The organism is Paenibacillus sp. YAE3 (assembly GCF_057546105.1).
Map to the genome: position 1 here is coordinate 123,867 of NZ_BAAIYF010000009.1, position 15,860 is coordinate 139,726.

Here is a 15,860-nt window from a genome sequence, read left to right on the forward strand (position 1 = left end):
TCGCCGAAAAGGATTCGGGCGCTTGTCATTCGCTGGAAAACTTCACTTATGGGAGGAGAAAGCAAGGATGAACCACCAGGGATCATGGTTTGGCAGAACGTTTTGCGGGATGCTTGCCGCAAGTTTAATTGTAAGCGCATTCATAACCTCTGTTCCGGCATCCGTGCACGGGGAAGCAGACAACGGGGAAACAGCCGGGCATCAGGTCATTGAAAACAACGTTGCCGCAGGAAACATCGCGGAAGAAGGCCTTGCCGAGGACAGGGCTGCCTCTGCCAACACCGTCAATGAACATAGCACGGGAGAACGAGGCATGAAGGAACATACGGGCGATAACCGAAACATGGAGGCCGCGCGCCTCGAAATTTCACCGGGTCCGATGACGCTTGAGACGAATGCGTCCGTTGCCCTGGTTGCGAAAGGATACGGAGCGGACGGAACCGGAACGGACATCCCGCAGTCGGAGGTGGCTTGGAGCATCAAAACGGACAGCGTACCCGGCATCGGCACTCTCGACGGCTCGACGCTCACGGCGGGGAATCAGCCGGCGCACGGCGTCGTCGAAGCGGTGTACAACGGCCTCGCCGCAGAGGTGGAAGTGAACGTCGTGGCGCCGGCGCAGGCGACGGCAGAAACCGGATGGTCCCAAGTGTTTGAGGATTTTGAACAGATCGATGACGTCCGGGTCACTTCCGTAAGGGCGAACTCGGCCGCGCTGGACCAGGTGCAGCGTCCGTTTCCCGTACGGTACGGCCTTTCGGCAGGACGGCTGGAATACGATTTTACGAACAACGAAGGCACTTCCGCGGCTTACATACGATTCAAAAATCCCGACGGAAAAGACGGCCGCGATATTCCGGGCAAACCGAAAAAAATCGGATTTTGGGTGTACGGCGAAGATAAGAAACATTGGATTCGCGGCCAGGTGCAGGACAGTCTGGGAAAACAGTTTACGCTTGACTTTACGCTCAGCAGCGAAGTGTTGAACGGCTGGCGTTACGTCACGGCAAACATTCCGTCCGAAAGTTATCCGGTCAAGCTCAACTACATTTATTTGGTGGAGACCGGCACTAAAAGCGCGGGAACGCTCTATGTGGACCAAATCAGCGCCGTGTATGAAAACACGGATGTTTTTGCCGTGGAATGGTCGGGAGTCAAACCGCTGAAAGCCGGGGATTCGGCGTCGGCCGGCATCCTGGTCACCCGTAAAGGCGACGCGGCTCCGCAGCCGGCCGAAAGCGGCAGCGTGACGTTCGCAAGCAGCGACGAATCGGTGGCAACGATTGACGCAAACGGAACGATCCGTGCGCTGGCGCCAGGGGAAACCGCTTTGACGGCCACGTACCTGAATCAATACAATGCCGTATACCGGCTGGCCGTATCTTCGGATCCCGTCGTGCCGGACCGGTTGTTCATTGAAGGACCGCTTTCGCTCGTGCTGACGGAGACGGCGGATCTGAAGGCATTTGCCGTTTACGGCGGAGGAGAGCCGGTCGATGTGTCGGCGGCAGCAAGGTTCGAGGTCGAACCCGGCAGCAGCGTCGCCGAAATCACCGGGCGGCAGATTCATGCTTTGCAGGTAGGTGATACCGAGGTGAGCGCCAAATACGAAGGACACGAAGCTAGCTACAGGGTTCAAGTGAAGGCAGGGGAGCTGAAAAGCATCGAAATCGCAAACGTATTTTCCGTGACGATCGGAGAAGAAGCGCCTGCAGCCAAAGTGTACGGGGATTACAAGGTCGAAGGCAAAAAGGAAATTACGGAAGGGATCACGTTCGGCAGCACGAACGAAAGCGTGGCGGCGATCGATCCGGTAACCGGCCAAATGACGGCCAAGGCGCCGGGAACGACCACGATTACGGCCGAAGTCGGCGGCAAAAAGGCCCAGCAGCTGCTGATCGTCACGAATCCGGCTGCCCATCCGAAGCGCGAGCTGCGCGGCGCATGGATTTCCACGGTGGAGAACATCGACTGGCCGACCAAAAACGTGTTTGATCCCGCGCAGCAGAGACGGGATTTCGTGAAGCTGCTCGACGAGTTGAAGCAAACGGGAATCAACGCGGTTTTCGTGCAGGTCCGCCCGACAAGCGATTCCTTTTTCCCGTCCGAATACTTCCCATGGTCGCATTGGCTGACGGGAGAGCAAGGCAAAGCGCCAAGCGACGGGTATGACCCGCTCCAGTTCATGATCGAAGAAGCGCATAAACGGAATCTCGAATTCCACGCGTGGATCAACCCGTACCGGATCAGCATGCACGACAACCCCGCTCTGCTCGCGGCCAACCATCCGGCCCGGCTCCATCCGGACTGGGTCGTGAAAAACGGCGGCAAGATGTACTTTAATCCCGCCGTTCCTGAAGCGCAGGAATACATCATTGGCGGAGTCCGGGAAATCGTCGAAAAATACGACGTCGACGGCATCCATATGGATGATTATTTTTATCCGTATCCGGGAAGCGAGCCTTTTGACGACAGCAAGCAGTTTAGCGACTACAAAAACGGCGGAGGCACCCTGTCTTTGGCCGACTGGCGCAGGGACAACGTCAACCGCATTGTCGAAGGACTGCACACGGCCATCAAGAGCGCAAAAGGTTACGTCAAATTCGGCATCAGCCCGTTCGGCATCTGGCGCAATAAAGGCACGGACCCGACCGGATCGGACACGAACGGCCTGCAAAATTACGACGACTTGTATGCCGATACGAGAACATGGATGAAAAACGGTTGGGTGGATTACCTGGCGCCGCAAATTTATTGGCATTTCGGAAATCCGGCGGCTGCTTACGAAAAGCTGATCGATTGGTGGACCAAAGAAATCAACGGGGAAAACGACAATTCCGGCAAACATCCCGTACAGTTATATATCGGCCAGGCGGCATACCGGGTCGGCGAAAGCAACTGGACGAATCCCGATCAGCTGCCGACGCAGCTAAGATACAATAACGATCAAGGCGGAGACGTTTCGGGCAATATCATGTTCAGCACGTCCCATCTGCTTGCCAATCCGCTGGGTGTAAGGGACGCCGTCGCGGCGATGTATTCCCGTCCCGCGCTGATTCCCGCCATGCCGTGGCTGCCGGACGAAACGCCGGTCGCGCCGAAGCTGCTCAATGTCAAAGGCAAAAAAGGCACGATTGAAGTCGACTGGAAGGACAACGGGAAACAAAAACCTGCTTATTACGCGATATACCGCGTCGCCGGCAAAGGTTCCATCGATCCCGACGATACTTCGCAGCTGATCGCCACCGTGCGCAGAGTCGATGGGGTGAAGCAAACGTTTACGGATCTCAGCGCCGTTCCGGGCCAGGAGTATACTTATGCCGTCACGGCGGTAACCCGATTGCACAATGAAAGCGAACTGAGCAATACGCGTACGGGTCATGTAAAGTAAACCGTAGCCGAGTCAAAGCGGATTCGCCTTCAGGCGGATGAAACGGCACCCGGATACCCGCGAATGTGCCGTGGATGGAAAGCCGCTGGAATGAAGCACACGGAAACGCGGCTGGAGCGAAAGCTCCGGCCGTTTTTTCTATTAAAATCGGAGAGGTTTTGCGTCACCGTCGTTTGGATCTCGGGTTCGTTTTACGTATTGACAACTAATTCAATTTATAATATCTTTATATCAAGATAAATAACTTGATTTTACGATTTTAACAGTACGTATTCGATCTCATATCTTAATTTTAAGAAAATTGGATTTTAGAGAGGACGATGAACATGAAAACCGCAGGCATTCACCACATTACCGCGTTTGTAAGGGATCCGCAGAAAACGGTCGATTTTTATGCAGGCGTACTGGGGCTGCGTTTGGTCAAGCAAACCGTCAATTTCGATGCGCCGGAGGTGTATCACTTGTATTTGGGGGATGAGCAAGGTACCCCGGGTACAATCATCACGTTTTTCCCATGGCCCCGTTCCCGCCAAGGACGCGTCGGCGGCGGGCAGGTTGGCGTCACGACGTTTGCCGTTCCTGCCGGAGGAGCGCTTGCTTTCTGGGAAGAGAGATTGGCGGCTTACGGCATTTCGTACGAGAAAACGGTGAGATTTTCGGAGACGTACCTCGCTTTCCGGGACGGGGACGGACTGCAGCTCGAAATCGTGGAGCGGGAGGCCGGGCCTTTGAGCACGTGGAGCTTTGGCGGCATTCCTGCCGGGCGGGCGATTAAAGGTTTCGGCGGCGCGGTTTTGTACAGCCTGGATCCTGGACGGACGTCCCACCTGCTGCAGCATGTGATGGGCCTCGACAGAGTCGGGCAGGATGGGGCATACATCCGGTTCCGGTCGTTCGGGGAGCTCGGCAATACCGTCGACGTCCTTGCCCATCCGGTCGAGCGCGGAACGGGCGGCGCGGGCACGGTGCATCATATCGCCTGGCGCGCGAAAGACGACCGGGAGCACGCCGAGTGGAGGGAGCATGTGCTGGAGCATGGCTTCCAAACAACGGAGATTGTCGACCGTCAATACTTCAACGCCCTCTATTTCCGCGAGGAAGGCGGCATCCAGTTCGAAATTGCGACCGATCCGCCGGGATTTGCGCGCGACGAAGAACCGGACCGTTTGGGCGAAAAACTGATGCTGCCGGCATGGTTTGAGCCGCGGCGGGAAGAAATCGAAGCCAAGCTGACGCCGTTTGAAGTCCGCGAGATACCGGGGGTGGAACGCCGATGATGGTGTCCGTCGATCCGCTAAGCCAAAGCGAACGCGACAATTACAAGCTGCTGACCGGGAGCATCATTCCAAGACCCGTGGCTTGGGTGACGACGCTTGCCGGCAACGGCAAGGTCAATGCGGCGCCGTTCAGTTACTTCAACATCGTGACGGCCGATCCGCCTATGATATCCGTGTCGGTTCAGAGAAAGCAAGGCATCCCGAAAGATACGGCAAGCCATGCGATTCGCGAAGGCGAGTTTGTGGTGCATATCGGGGATGAATGTTCGGTAGAGAAGCTCAACGTTACCGCGGCGAGCCTGCCGCCGAACGAAAGCGAGCTGGAGCTTGCCGGACTGACGGCGGTTCCGAGCGAAAGCGTAAGCGTCCCGGGCATTGCCGAAGCGAAAATACGCATGGAGTGCGTGCTTGAACGGGCCATACCGCTGGGAGGGACGCCGGATTCCCCGGCTGCGGATCTGCTGATCGGGCGCGTCGTCCGCTTTCATGTCGATGACGTCGTGCTGGATCGCGGCCGGATCCTGGCGGATGTCTTAAGGCCTGTCAGCCGTTTGGCCGGCAGCGATTATGCGAAGCTGGGAGAGACGTTTTCTTTGGAACGGCCGAAGTGATTTTTTGCAAATGCTTGTCTGTTCGCCTTATCTTCGCGGAAAAAGCGGGATATAATGAGGAAGGTAACTCATGTTAAAGACGAATCATGATAAGGGAGGACAAGGAATATGAGCTTAAAAGTCGCGCCGTATATCGTATTGGACGGACAATGCGCCGAAGCGGTATCATTTTATGAAAAGGTGCTGGGCGCCAACAACTTAGGCGTTCAACGTTTTGGCGATCAGCCGGATCTCGGCCATCCGGTGCCCGAGGAAGCGAAGGACCGCGTCCTGCATGCCGCGCTTGAATTCGACGGTCAGATGCTGCTGTTCTCCGACACGTTTCCAGGGAACCCTTACAAGCAGGGGGACCAATTGACCATCGCTTTGATGACGAAGGATTTGGAGCGCCTGCAATCGATTTATAACGGACTGTCGGGCGGCGGACAAGTTCTCATGGAGCTGCAGGAAACGTTCTGGAGCCCGTCCTACGGCATGGTTCGCGATAAATTCGGCATTACCTGGCAGCTTAGCGGGGAAGGTTCCGAAGGATAAAAAAAGCTTGTGCAAAGGGCCGGCTCAGCCGGTCCTTTTTGTTGTGTGTTCGAATGCTGAAGGCACCGAAAAATCCGCGCATGCCCGCAACCTTTTCCGCTCTAAACTGTTTTATATGTAAAAGGCTTTTTTAGGGAAGGGAACGACAAGTCCATGAAAGCCGCGTGGTTGGTTTCGTTGATCCTGCTCGGCGTCCTGGCAGCCGGGTGCCATCATCCTCATCGTTTTGAAGTCGAGGGCCGGATCGATAGCGTCGATGCCGACAGGAATATGCTGCACGTCAGCGGATTTGAAGTGAAAGTCAAAAACGCGGAGGAATACCGGATCGGGGAATATGTGAAAGCCGTATTGGAAAGCCCCTATACCGACAAGGACGTGTACGATCCGGCCAGAACGAAAACGGTAAGCGTTGAAAAGGGTGCCCCGCAATAACGTGATGCCGAGAATCTTGGAGGTTGACATAAAAAAATGGTTTGCCGCATTGCCCCCGCTGCTGGCCGCCTGCATGCTGTCCCTGGGCTCTTCCGCGTCCGCGGCCGGATGGACGGATTACCGGCTGGTTGCCCACGCGCTCGGCGGGATCGACCAGAAGCCGTACACCAATTCCTACGAGGCTTTTGTCACGAATTACGAAAAAGGACAGCGCGTCTTTGAAATCGATCTGCAGTTTACGTCGGACGGCTGCCTGGTCGGGCGGCATGACTGGTCCCTTTATGCTTTTCAATCGCTTGGACAACCGGTTTCGGCAGACATGACCGGAGGGCCGCTTCCGCTTGACCGGATGAGGTCGTTAACGATGTTCGATCAATACCATCTGCTGACGTTTGGCGATATCGTCGATATTATGCACGAGTATCCGGACGCCTATTTTGTGACCGACACGAAAAGCACGGATCCGGATACGGTGACCGCCCAGTTCAATCAAATCGTAGAGCTGCTGAATGAAGACCCGTATATATTGAAGCGGATCATCCCGCAAATTTATAACGAAAAAATGTACGAGGTCATCGAGCGCGTCTTTCCGTTCGAGTCTTACATTTATACGTTGTACCAGACGGCCGATTCGAACCAAAAAGTGTTGCAGTACGTCAAAATCCGTCCGAAAGTTACGGCCGTCACGATGCCCGAATGGCGGGCGACCTCCGGATTTCTAAGCGGCCTGAAGCAGATGGGCAAGCGGAGTTTCGTCCATACGATCAATAGCCCCGAAGCGATGGACAAGTATAAGGCGAAGGGCGTTTACGGATTTTACACCGATTTTGTCACGCCGGAGGACTTAAGACGGTATGCTGCTAAAAAGGCTCAGCAAGGCGCGGCCAAAACGGCCAAAGCCGCTTTGCCGAAGCCGGATAAACGTACATAAATCGGCAGCCGGGTCCGCAGGAAAAAGCCCGCTCGATGAATGAACCGGTAAATGGAAGGAGAGTACGCGACCGCCATGATCGAGATCCTGTTGACCTTGGCAGGTTTGGTGATGCTGATCGGCCCCGCGACGTTCTGGAAAATAACCGAAAGGTGGAAAAACAGCGGTGATGAAGAACCCTCCATGGGTTATGTCTGGGCGACCCGGTTTGGCGGAACGTTGTTCCTTCTGGCAGGTCTGGGCAGCGCGCTGGCGAAGATCTTTTGGACCTAGGGAGTATTCCCTGAGGCTACCGACAAGCAGAACCCGTAGAATTAGCGCCGGAAGGCGGTCTCGTGCTTTAATACCTCTTGAAAGGCTGCCCATGGGCAGCCTTTCGTTTGTCCATCATGGATTTGTTTTCTTTCGCGGAAGGAACAAGGCGGCAACTCCCCCGACAATCAATCCTGCGGCGGCCAAATACAAGGCGGTTTGGACACCGGAAGCCTGCGCGGCCAGCAGCGCGCTGCCGGTTTGCCCGTCAATGCCGGAATTGGCGATGAAGATCAGGAAGGCCATCCCGATCGCGTTGCCGATATTCAGCGTGGTTGTGGCCATGCCCGAGGCTACTCCTTGCTCCGAATGGGCCACGCCGGTGGAAGCGGCGATCCACATGCCGGTCCATACGACGCCCTGGCCGACACCGGAAATGATCAAGCCGGGAACGATCAGCAGGTAGCCGGAGTCGACACCCGCCCCCAGCGGGAGGAGGGCAGTACCCGCAATGCCGATCAGGAAGCCGCTCAGGAGCGTGCTGCGCATGCCGAAACGGGTGGCAAGCCTTTCGCCCCATTGGGTTCCGAGGGCGATGGAAAGCGAAGGCACGATAAATGCCAGACCGGTTTGCAGGGCGTTGAATTGATGCACATTCTGGAACAGAACCGTCAGGAAATAAGGGATCGCGCCGAATGTGCCCATGTAAAGAAAGGTTATGATCATGCCTGTGACAAGGCTGCGTCTCCGAAGGAGATGCAGCGGCATGAGCGGATCCGCGGTACGGATTTCGATCCGTACAAAAGCGAGAAACAACAGAAGGGACATGACGGCGCATACCAAAATGCTGACCGAACCCCATCCAGACTCCGGTCCCTGCACGAGAACATAAACGAGAAGGGTCGCGGCAGCGGTAAAGGTTAGCGCGCCGGGGAGATCGAAGCGGTTTCTTCCCGATCGGGCGGAGTCCCGCGGAATCACGAAGAGGGCTGCAAGGGCTGCGCCGCCGGCGAAGAGCACGTTGACGAAGAAAACGGCTTCCCATCCGATGGCATTCGTTAGAATCCCGCCGAGAAGGGAACCGAGGGTCAGCCCGCTGGCCCCGGCCCCGCCCCACACCGCGAGGGCACGGTTTCTCCGGGGGCCTTCTTCATACAGTCGATTGATGAGCGACAAGGTAGCCGGAAAAAGAAACGCGGCTCCAATGCCTTGGAGCGCCCTGGCCATGATGATGACGAGTGGATTCCAAGCCAGCCCTCCGAGCAGAGAAGCCAGCGCAAACAGAAGCAGCGCGGAGACGAACATCCTTTTTTGCCCGAGCCGGTCCGAGGCGCGGCCGCCAAGAAGGAGGAAACCGCCGCAAAAAATCGTATAGGCGCTGACCACCCACTGAAGGGATTGCTTCGAAAAGCCCAGCGCATGGCCCACTTCGGGAAGCGCGACGAACACGATATTAATGTCCAGGGAGTAGATCAACTGGGCAAACGCAAGGATCGCCAGGCTCCAGCCCAAGGCTTTCCTTGACGCATCCGGTTTGGTAGCAGAGTGGGCAGCGGCAGTATTCTTACCCCTTGAAACTGTGGAGGATAAATCTCGTGGGGGCATTAAAAAGCACCTCGTTTCAAAATATTTTGAAATGATTATATTTCAAGAAAAGTTGAATTGTCAATAAGGGAGGCGTATAATATTTTCCATGAGACCCAATTATGAAAATGATATGGCCAAAGCGGCCAAAGCACTTAGCGACCCGATTCGGATGAAGGTTTTGGTGATGATCAAAGAGGGCAGGCAGCCGGATTACCAGTCGCCTGTCTGCACGTTTGAGCCTGCTGCCGTGTGTCCTGCGGATTTGCAGCTTAAACTGGAGGACGTATCGCCGTCCAAACTGTCCTACCATTTGAAGGAGCTCAAGGAAGCGGGCTACATCAAAGAATGCAGGGAGGGAAAGAGGCACTATTATACGCTGCAGCCGGACAAACTGAAGGATTTTGCGGAGTCCTTGGGCTGGCTGTATGAATAAGAGGAGGCGGGCGGCACGGTATAGGGATTTGTAAACTCATGCCGGCACCTCTTCCGGATAAAGCAAAAGCGCCTCCGGCATTGACGGGGGCGCTTAAAATTTGCAACCATGCAGCGTGAAGGGGCATTTTCATAGAGGTTCAGGAAATAGCGGCGAAGGATGAACAAAAAATTGCAAATGAAGTCAACAACTTTAAAATTGATTCCGTACCGCTGCTTCGCTTAGGTATAAGAAGTGCATAAATCGGCATGATTCTTAGAATCTTAATTGCGAAGGAGGCGGTCACTTGAGGAAATGGGCAATTCTGATCTCCGTTATGTTCTGTATGTTGTCCGGTGGAAGGCTTTGTTTTGCCGAGGAAAAACCTTATTCGGATTCAAGAAAACTGCAAACGGAGGACATGCTTATGCTGGTCCTTTTACCTCAGATGCAATCGAAGCTGGTTGAAGCATATGAGGATATTCTGACGGAGCCTCCTGGTTTGTATCCATATTTCGTGGATGTCACTAACGTCGAACGGATTCACGGTTATCGAACGTTTAGTTTTTGGATTACTTTAGAGGCAACTCCCACCGTCGGACCCCACATTCCTGTAGGAAAAGATCGTTTTATTTTCAAAATCTCCCCGTACGACATTAAACTCGGGCATTATGAACATTTGAAGGGTCCAATCAGGATTAACTTCCCGCCGAACTATGAGGATATTATTAAACATCAGCCGTTAGGGATGCGTAAATGGGGCGATGCTTTGCTGAAGGAAGATTGATGGGACATGCCGCATAGACTCTATTTCATATGAAGGGACAAAAAACATTTTGCTATTGAACATACTGCTGGCCGCGGCTGTTTCGATCGGTGCAGCGTCAGCCCTCGAGGAGCCCGTTGATTTTAACAAGATCAAAACTCATGCGGACTTTAAACTGCTTTTGCCCGGCGGGAAGCTTGCCCGCGATTGAAGGGTTGAAGTCAGATCCCCGTATCTGCTGCGATTTAACGAACCGATCCGGAATGTGAGGCTGCATTATTTTGATCCTAAGGGAGAATACGTTCTGGGCATCGAGCAGCATAAGGCCAAGGGATATGTATATAAGAAGGAAATCGAGATCATCGACCTTCGAAACCACACTTCACGGACAAGGATCGTGCAGGAGCATTTTGAGCAGAGTACCTTAGGGGAGGTCGTGCAAATCGGTAAAGCTAAAGGATATTTTGTCGCTTGGGTCGATCGGAAGCCAATCCCCGGGGGCATTTTGCATTGGATCCAGGGCGATACTTATGTCGAGATGGAAAGCATGACCATTACCAAGGAAAAAATGATCGAAGTGGCAAGATCCATGAGGTGACGAGGAGCGCGGAAGAAAAAGCAGCTATATCAGCGAAATTGAACGCTGGCATGCCTCCGCGCGTTTTCCTTAACAAAACACAAGCCCATCGATAAAAAAGACATGTCTTTCCACACCTGCGCAAGTTAAAATGTAAGCGATTTCAAAATAGAGGGGATGCGGAATGCAATCCTAGCCACTTCGCACAATCCTCATTTCAGAGAGGTGGGATTTTATTGATGGGCTCGATGAAAAAGCTTGGCCTCGGCTTCATGGCTCTGTTGCTGATACTTCCGGCTATATCCGGCAGCAAGGACAAGGCGGCTGCAGCCGGCGACCCAAGCGCCAATCTGGCGCTCGGCAAAAACGCGCAGGCCAGCTCCGGGAAGGCCGGCAATGCCGTGGACGGCGATCCTTCGACCGTCTGGCAGCCGCTGGCGGCGGACCGCGGGGACGATATGAACGTCTGGATATCGGTCGACCTCGGAGCCAGGGAAACCTTCAACAAAGTCATGTTTCATCTCAATCGCGCGGATAACCTAAAGGATTATCAAATCCTTTATTCCGACGACAACGGCAGCTGGAATCAGGCATACGGCAAAAATAAAGATTTGACGGCAACGGAGGCAGCAATGTTCGAAAACGTGTCCGCAAGATATATCAAACTCCATCTCAATTTAAGCAAAGACTTGAACGTTCAATTGTCCGAACTTGAAGTGTATCACAGCACGGAAGCGCCGGCCCCCGCCGGGCTGAAGCGGATCTATTTTACGGACCCGAGCGGGAAGGAATACCCGAACAATGCCGAAATCCGCTTGAATAAAGGCGAGAAAGGCAGCCTGGTCCTGAAGGGCGAACTGGACTCCGGGCAGGAAGTGGATTTGACGCCTTACGCCAAGACGTTCGCGGCGACGACGCAGGACGTGAGCATCGATCCTTCGGGAGCGTTTACGGCCAACCAGGTGGGCGCGGCGCTTGTGCATGGCGTAGTGCAAACGACGACGCAGCTGAAAACGAATGATTTTTGGATCGTGGTCGATGATCCGAACGCGTTTGCGGATGAGAAATACGTGATGAACTCCACGCTCGCCCATCCGCGTATCCCAAGCGAAATAGGCCAGCCTGCACTCATCGAGCCGAAAGATGCGTATCCATCCGTGTCGACCATCTCCAACGTGAACGGCACGCTGAGCGGCGAACTGGTCTACGGCGGCAAGGTCATTGCCAAGCTGGACCCGGTGGCCGTGGCGAAAGGGGAGACCAAGCAGTGGACGCCCGCGGGCACGGCAGATCAGAAAGGCCGGTACGAAATCCGGCTGACGATGGAGCAAGCAGGCAAACCGCCGGTATACGACTCCTTCTACTTTACAGTATGGGACAAAAAGAGCATTCCGAAGGACCAGAGCCAAATCGCCTTTCTGGGCGATGACGGCAAGCTGGTGTACGTAAGCGACTTCCGCGGCAATCAAATTCTGGATTTTTCGAACGCCGGCTACATGGGCGGCGGCGTAAAAATCCCGAACGTCAAAGTGAAGGCGACGGTGAAGCCGGGGGACGGGGACGACACGGCCCGCATTCAGGCGGCCATCGATGAAGTGTCTCAATTGCCGGTGGGCAAGGACGGCTTCCGCGGAGCGGTTTTGCTTAAAAAAGGGAAATACGAGGTCGGAGGCACGCTGAAAATCAAAGCCAGCGGCGTCGTGCTGCGGGGCGAAGGGCAGGATGACAAAGGCACCCTCATCTACGGCACGGGAACGACGCCGCGCAATCTGATCGAAATCGGGGAAAATACGGGCCTTAGCATCGATAACGACTCCATGAGAACGATCACCGATCTGTACGTGCCTTCCGGCTCCCGGACCTTCCACGTGGACGATGCCAGCGGGTATCAGGTTGGCGATACGGTCGTGGTCCGCCGGATCGGCGACAAAAACTGGATTCACGAGATCGGCATGGACTACATTTATAATCGCCCGGGCGGAACCGTCACGCAGTGGTCGCCGTTTAATCTCGATTTTGACCGCGTCATCACGGCGATCGACGGCAACACGATTACGGTGGATGCGTCTATCGCCAATGCCATCGAGCAAAAATGGGGCGGCGGGCAGCTGTTCAAATATACGGATGGCGCCCGGATCGAGCAGGTCGGCGTGGAGAACATGCGAGCGGATACCGAGTTCGACCCGAGCGTGATGGATACGGTGATGGACAACGACAAAACCGATCCGTACCATGCCGACGAAAAGCACGCGGAACGTTTTGTCGTTTTTAACAGCGTCAAAAACGGCTGGGTCCGCGACGTGACCGGTTATCATCTGTCGTATTCGCTGGTGCAGATGAGCCGCAACTCCAAATGGATTACGGTGCAGGACAGCAAAATGTACGACATGGTCAGTATCATTACCGGCGGCCGCCGTTATGTGATCCACCAGATGGGGCAGCTGAATTTGGCGCAAAGGATTTACACGGAAACGGCGCGGCATGCTTTTGTCGTCGACAGCCGGGTGCAGGGGCCAAACGTGTTCCTGGACGGCAAGGCGACCCAAAACTACAACACGAGCGAACCGCATCACCGCTGGTCGGTCGGCGGCCTGTTCGACAACATCGATGCGCCGATCTCCATCCGCGACCGCGGCTGGCTGGGCAGCGGGCATGGCTGGGCGGGAGCGAACTATGTCTCCTGGAATACCGAAAACGAGCTCACTTCGCAGCAGCCGCCGACGGCGCAAAACTACGCGATCGGACATGCGGGTCCGAAGGTGCCCGGCCTCGTGCCAAGCGAATACGACCCGCGTCCGCGCAGCGACGGTTACTGGGAAAGCCTCGGCAAACACGTGAAGGTGGAAAGCCTGTACAAACAGCAGCTGCTGGAACGTCTGGGCAAAAAAGCGCTGGACAACATCAAACGATAGATTTTGGTTTGGCAAACGAAGCTATGGATGCCGCGGGCGGCGTCCGTAGCTTTCTTTTTTCAGGTTAGGTAGAATAGGGGATGGCCTAGCATTTGGTTAAAAAATAGCGATATTTTATGCGCTGGGAGGGCAGAACTCAAAATGAGAAACGAACAACAATTCATGGATTTGCTCGTCGACTTCGCCGTCAATGATCCCCGGATTCGAATGGTCACGCTGGAAGGGTCGCGAACCAACGCCAACATCCCCCGGGATGCGTTTCAGGATTTTGATATTTCTTATTTTGTGACGGATATGGATTCGTTCAAAGCAAGCGATGAGTGGCTGAACGTCTTCGGGGAACGCCTGATGATGCAAAAGCCGGAGGATATGGAGCTTTTTCCGCCCGAACTCGGCAATTGGTTTTCGTACATCATTCTTTTTGAGGACGGGCTTAAATTGGATCTAACGCTTATTCCGGTAGCCGAGTCTGATGAATACTTTGCAGGCAGCGACGGTTTGGTCGAGGTTTTGCTGGACAAGGACGGTCTCGTCAAACGCGAGGTTCGTCCGAGCGACCGGCAGTATTGGATCCAAAAGCCGACTGCCAGGGAGTTCGACGATTGCTGCAACGAATTTTGGATGGTGTCCACGTACGTCGTCAAGGGATTGGCCCGCCAAGAGATTCTGTTCGCCATCGACCATTTGAACGAGATTGCCCGGCCGAATTTGCTGCGCATGATGTCCTGGCAGATCGGGACAGAGAAGGGCTTCTCTTTCAGCGTGGGCAAAAACTATAAATTCATCGACCGTTATCTTCCGCCGGAAGATTGGGAAAAGCTGCTGTCCACGTATGCCGAACAAGGGTACGCGAACATGTGGCAATCTTTATTGACTTGTTATGAATTGTTTCGGAAATATTCCAAAATGGTATCCGCCAGCCTGGGCTACGACTATCCGGATTATGACGCGGCCATCACCGGCTACACGGAACGGATTTATGCAAAATCTAACACTCCATGACAAAGATCGATAAAAGTGCTATGCTGAAATAGAAAGAAAACACAACTTTTTTCCTACGAGGGATGTTGAAAAATCCTATCATTTCACGCGGCTTCTTTTTTCTGAAAGAGGCTGCTTTTTACGGAAAAGTTTGTGAAAAATATCATTTGTTCGGTGGCTTTGTTTTGCGCCGAATCCATATTCCCGAAAGAATAGGGGTATCCTTAGAAGAAAGGAGCATCGGCGAACATGCTCAAGCAATTTCGAAAAGCTTCCCGGTTCGGCGTCGTGCCGGTCATGCTCATCCCGGTTGCGCTGGGCGCGCTCGGCGCGTTTGTGTGGGACGGCGTGTTTAACGTCTGGTTGTTCCTGATAACGCTGGTCGGGGCGGCGTCCGCGCATTTGTTTTCCAACATGATCAACGACCTGTGGGATTACAAAAGCGGAACGGATACCGCGGCGAAAGAAGCGGTTGACGCCGTTTCGACCAACTCCGGGTTTTTGACGAACCAGGTGTGGAGCGTCCGCAAGTTTGCGGCCATCACGTGGGGACTGTTTGCGCTGGCTGCCGTTTGCGGCATCGTGCTGGCGATCTGTTCCGGCATCTGGGCGTTTGTTTTCGGAGCCCTCGGCGGGCTGATCGCTTACTTTTACGTGGCGCCTCCGCTGAAGTTCGGGTACCGGGGGAAAGGGTACAGCGAAATCGCGATCCTGCTCTCCTTCGGCGTGCTTCCGGTCATGGGCGCTTATTACGTGCAGACTTCCCATTTGGATTTGAGGGCGCTGCTGCTTTCACTTCCGATCGGACTTTTGACGACGCTGATTTTGTTCAACCACCATTTTCTGCATTGGCAGGCCGACCGTCAGGCGGGCAAACGCACGCTGGTCGTCGTATGGGGCGAGAAGCGGGCATTGGCGTTTTCCAGATTCCTGCTTTTTCTGGCCGCCGTCATGCTGGTCATCAGCGTCATTGCCGGTGCGCTTCCGGTATACGGTTTGCTGGCGCTGCCGGCCATGCTTCCGCTTTACCAGGTATACGGCAGGCTGAAGCCGCAAAACAGCTCCCATGCTTATTTGCCTTTGATGGGCGCATCCGTCAAATCCGCGCAGCTCAGCGGTCTGATCATGATCGTGTGCCTCGTGATTCAAGGACTGATTTGATTTGCTTATTCCATCCGTAAAAGAAAGGAAGTCTTA

The 15,860-nt window shown here is 54.6% G+C and carries 14 protein-coding genes; 13 read left to right on the forward strand and 1 reads right to left on the reverse strand.

Annotated features, from left to right (window positions below):
- The first annotated feature begins 67 nt into the window (after nucleotides 1-67).
- The 7 genes from AC27KL_RS18400 (at nucleotide 68) to AC27KL_RS18430 (ending at nucleotide 7,449) form a co-directional block, all read left to right on the forward strand.
- On the forward strand, nucleotides 68-3,391 hold the full coding sequence (locus AC27KL_RS18400; protein WP_487170592.1) for a family 10 glycosylhydrolase: 3,324 nt from the start codon (nucleotides 68-70) through the stop codon (nucleotides 3,389-3,391).
- Between the two features lie 320 nt (nucleotides 3,392-3,711).
- The gene (locus tag AC27KL_RS18405) at nucleotides 3,712-4,668 is read left to right on the forward strand and encodes a ring-cleaving dioxygenase (protein WP_487170593.1); all 957 of its coding nucleotides are present in this window, start codon (nucleotides 3,712-3,714) and stop codon (nucleotides 4,666-4,668) included.
- A complete protein-coding gene (locus AC27KL_RS18410) occupies nucleotides 4,668-5,279 on the forward strand; it encodes a flavin reductase family protein (protein WP_339325231.1) in 612 nt (203 codons plus the stop codon). Before AC27KL_RS18405 ends, AC27KL_RS18410 begins: the two co-directional genes overlap by 1 nt.
- Nucleotides 5,280-5,387: 108 nt before the next feature.
- Nucleotides 5,388-5,813, forward strand: a complete 426-nt coding sequence (locus tag AC27KL_RS18415; RefSeq protein WP_339322242.1) for a VOC family protein — start codon at nucleotides 5,388-5,390, stop codon at nucleotides 5,811-5,813.
- A 153-nt stretch (nucleotides 5,814-5,966) separates the two neighbouring features.
- Entirely contained in the window at nucleotides 5,967-6,245 is a 279-nt protein-coding gene (locus AC27KL_RS18420; RefSeq protein ID WP_487170594.1) for a hypothetical protein, read from the forward strand.
- 4 nt (nucleotides 6,246-6,249) lie between these two features.
- On the forward strand, nucleotides 6,250-7,176 hold the full coding sequence (locus tag AC27KL_RS18425) for a phosphatidylinositol-specific phospholipase C/glycerophosphodiester phosphodiesterase family protein (RefSeq protein ID WP_487170701.1): 927 nt from the start codon (nucleotides 6,250-6,252) through the stop codon (nucleotides 7,174-7,176).
- Nucleotides 7,177-7,251: 75 nt separating this feature from the next.
- Nucleotides 7,252-7,449, forward strand: a complete 198-nt coding sequence (locus AC27KL_RS18430; protein ID WP_487170595.1) for a DUF6199 family natural product biosynthesis protein — start codon at nucleotides 7,252-7,254, stop codon at nucleotides 7,447-7,449.
- Nucleotides 7,450-7,563: 114 nt separating this feature from the next.
- Here AC27KL_RS18430 and AC27KL_RS18435 read toward each other — a convergent pair whose 3' ends face one another.
- A complete protein-coding gene (locus tag AC27KL_RS18435) occupies nucleotides 7,564-8,940 on the reverse strand; it encodes an MFS transporter (protein ID WP_487170596.1) in 1,377 nt (458 codons plus the stop codon).
- Nucleotides 8,941-9,121: 181 nt separating this feature from the next.
- Here AC27KL_RS18435 and AC27KL_RS18440 point away from each other — a divergent pair, with 181 nt between their 5' ends.
- The 6 genes from AC27KL_RS18440 to AC27KL_RS18465 all read left to right on the forward strand — a co-directional run bounded on the left by AC27KL_RS18440 (nucleotide 9,122) and on the right by AC27KL_RS18465 (nucleotide 15,824).
- A complete protein-coding gene (locus tag AC27KL_RS18440; protein WP_197070098.1) occupies nucleotides 9,122-9,448 on the forward strand; it encodes an ArsR/SmtB family transcription factor in 327 nt (108 codons plus the stop codon).
- Nucleotides 9,449-9,734: 286 nt separating this feature from the next.
- A complete protein-coding gene (locus tag AC27KL_RS18445; RefSeq protein WP_487170597.1) occupies nucleotides 9,735-10,214 on the forward strand; it encodes a DUF3888 domain-containing protein in 480 nt (159 codons plus the stop codon).
- 244 nt (nucleotides 10,215-10,458) lie between these two features.
- Nucleotides 10,459-10,791, forward strand: a complete 333-nt coding sequence (locus AC27KL_RS18450; protein ID WP_487170598.1) for a hypothetical protein — start codon at nucleotides 10,459-10,461, stop codon at nucleotides 10,789-10,791.
- Nucleotides 10,792-11,009: 218 nt separating this feature from the next.
- Nucleotides 11,010-13,682 (forward strand): discoidin domain-containing protein, encoded by a 2,673-nt coding sequence (locus AC27KL_RS18455; RefSeq protein WP_487170599.1) that lies wholly within the window; start codon nucleotides 11,010-11,012, stop codon nucleotides 13,680-13,682.
- Nucleotides 13,683-13,823: 141 nt separating this feature from the next.
- On the forward strand, nucleotides 13,824-14,684 hold the full coding sequence (gene ant(6) / locus AC27KL_RS18460) for an aminoglycoside 6-adenylyltransferase (protein WP_487170600.1): 861 nt from the start codon (nucleotides 13,824-13,826) through the stop codon (nucleotides 14,682-14,684).
- Between the two features lie 228 nt (nucleotides 14,685-14,912).
- Nucleotides 14,913-15,824: a prenyltransferase gene (locus AC27KL_RS18465; protein WP_487170601.1), complete on the forward strand. Its 912-nt coding sequence runs from the start codon at nucleotides 14,913-14,915 to the stop codon at nucleotides 15,822-15,824.
- Nucleotides 15,825-15,860: the final 36 nt, after the last annotated feature.

Bases quoted from the DNA above. Each gene is read 5' to 3' on its own strand.
- AC27KL_RS18420 (WP_487170594.1), top strand. From the start codon at position 5,967: ATGAAAGCCGCGTGGTTGGTTTCGTTGATCCTGCTCGGCGTCCTGGCA.
- AC27KL_RS18400 (WP_487170592.1), top strand. From the start codon at position 68: ATGAACCACCAGGGATCATGGTTTGGCAGAACGTTTTGCGGGATGCTT.
- AC27KL_RS18430 (WP_487170595.1), top strand. From the start codon at position 7,252: ATGATCGAGATCCTGTTGACCTTGGCAGGTTTGGTGATGCTGATCGGC.
- AC27KL_RS18425 (WP_487170701.1), top strand. From the start codon at position 6,250: ATGCCGAGAATCTTGGAGGTTGACATAAAAAAATGGTTTGCCGCATTG.
- AC27KL_RS18415 (WP_339322242.1), top strand. From the start codon at position 5,388: ATGAGCTTAAAAGTCGCGCCGTATATCGTATTGGACGGACAATGCGCC.
- AC27KL_RS18440 (WP_197070098.1), top strand. From the start codon at position 9,122: ATGAGACCCAATTATGAAAATGATATGGCCAAAGCGGCCAAAGCACTT.
- AC27KL_RS18455 (WP_487170599.1), top strand. From the start codon at position 11,010: ATGGGCTCGATGAAAAAGCTTGGCCTCGGCTTCATGGCTCTGTTGCTG.
- AC27KL_RS18405 (WP_487170593.1), top strand. From the start codon at position 3,712: ATGAACATGAAAACCGCAGGCATTCACCACATTACCGCGTTTGTAAGG.
- AC27KL_RS18410 (WP_339325231.1), top strand. From the start codon at position 4,668: ATGGTGTCCGTCGATCCGCTAAGCCAAAGCGAACGCGACAATTACAAG.
- AC27KL_RS18465 (WP_487170601.1), top strand. From the start codon at position 14,913: ATGCTCAAGCAATTTCGAAAAGCTTCCCGGTTCGGCGTCGTGCCGGTC.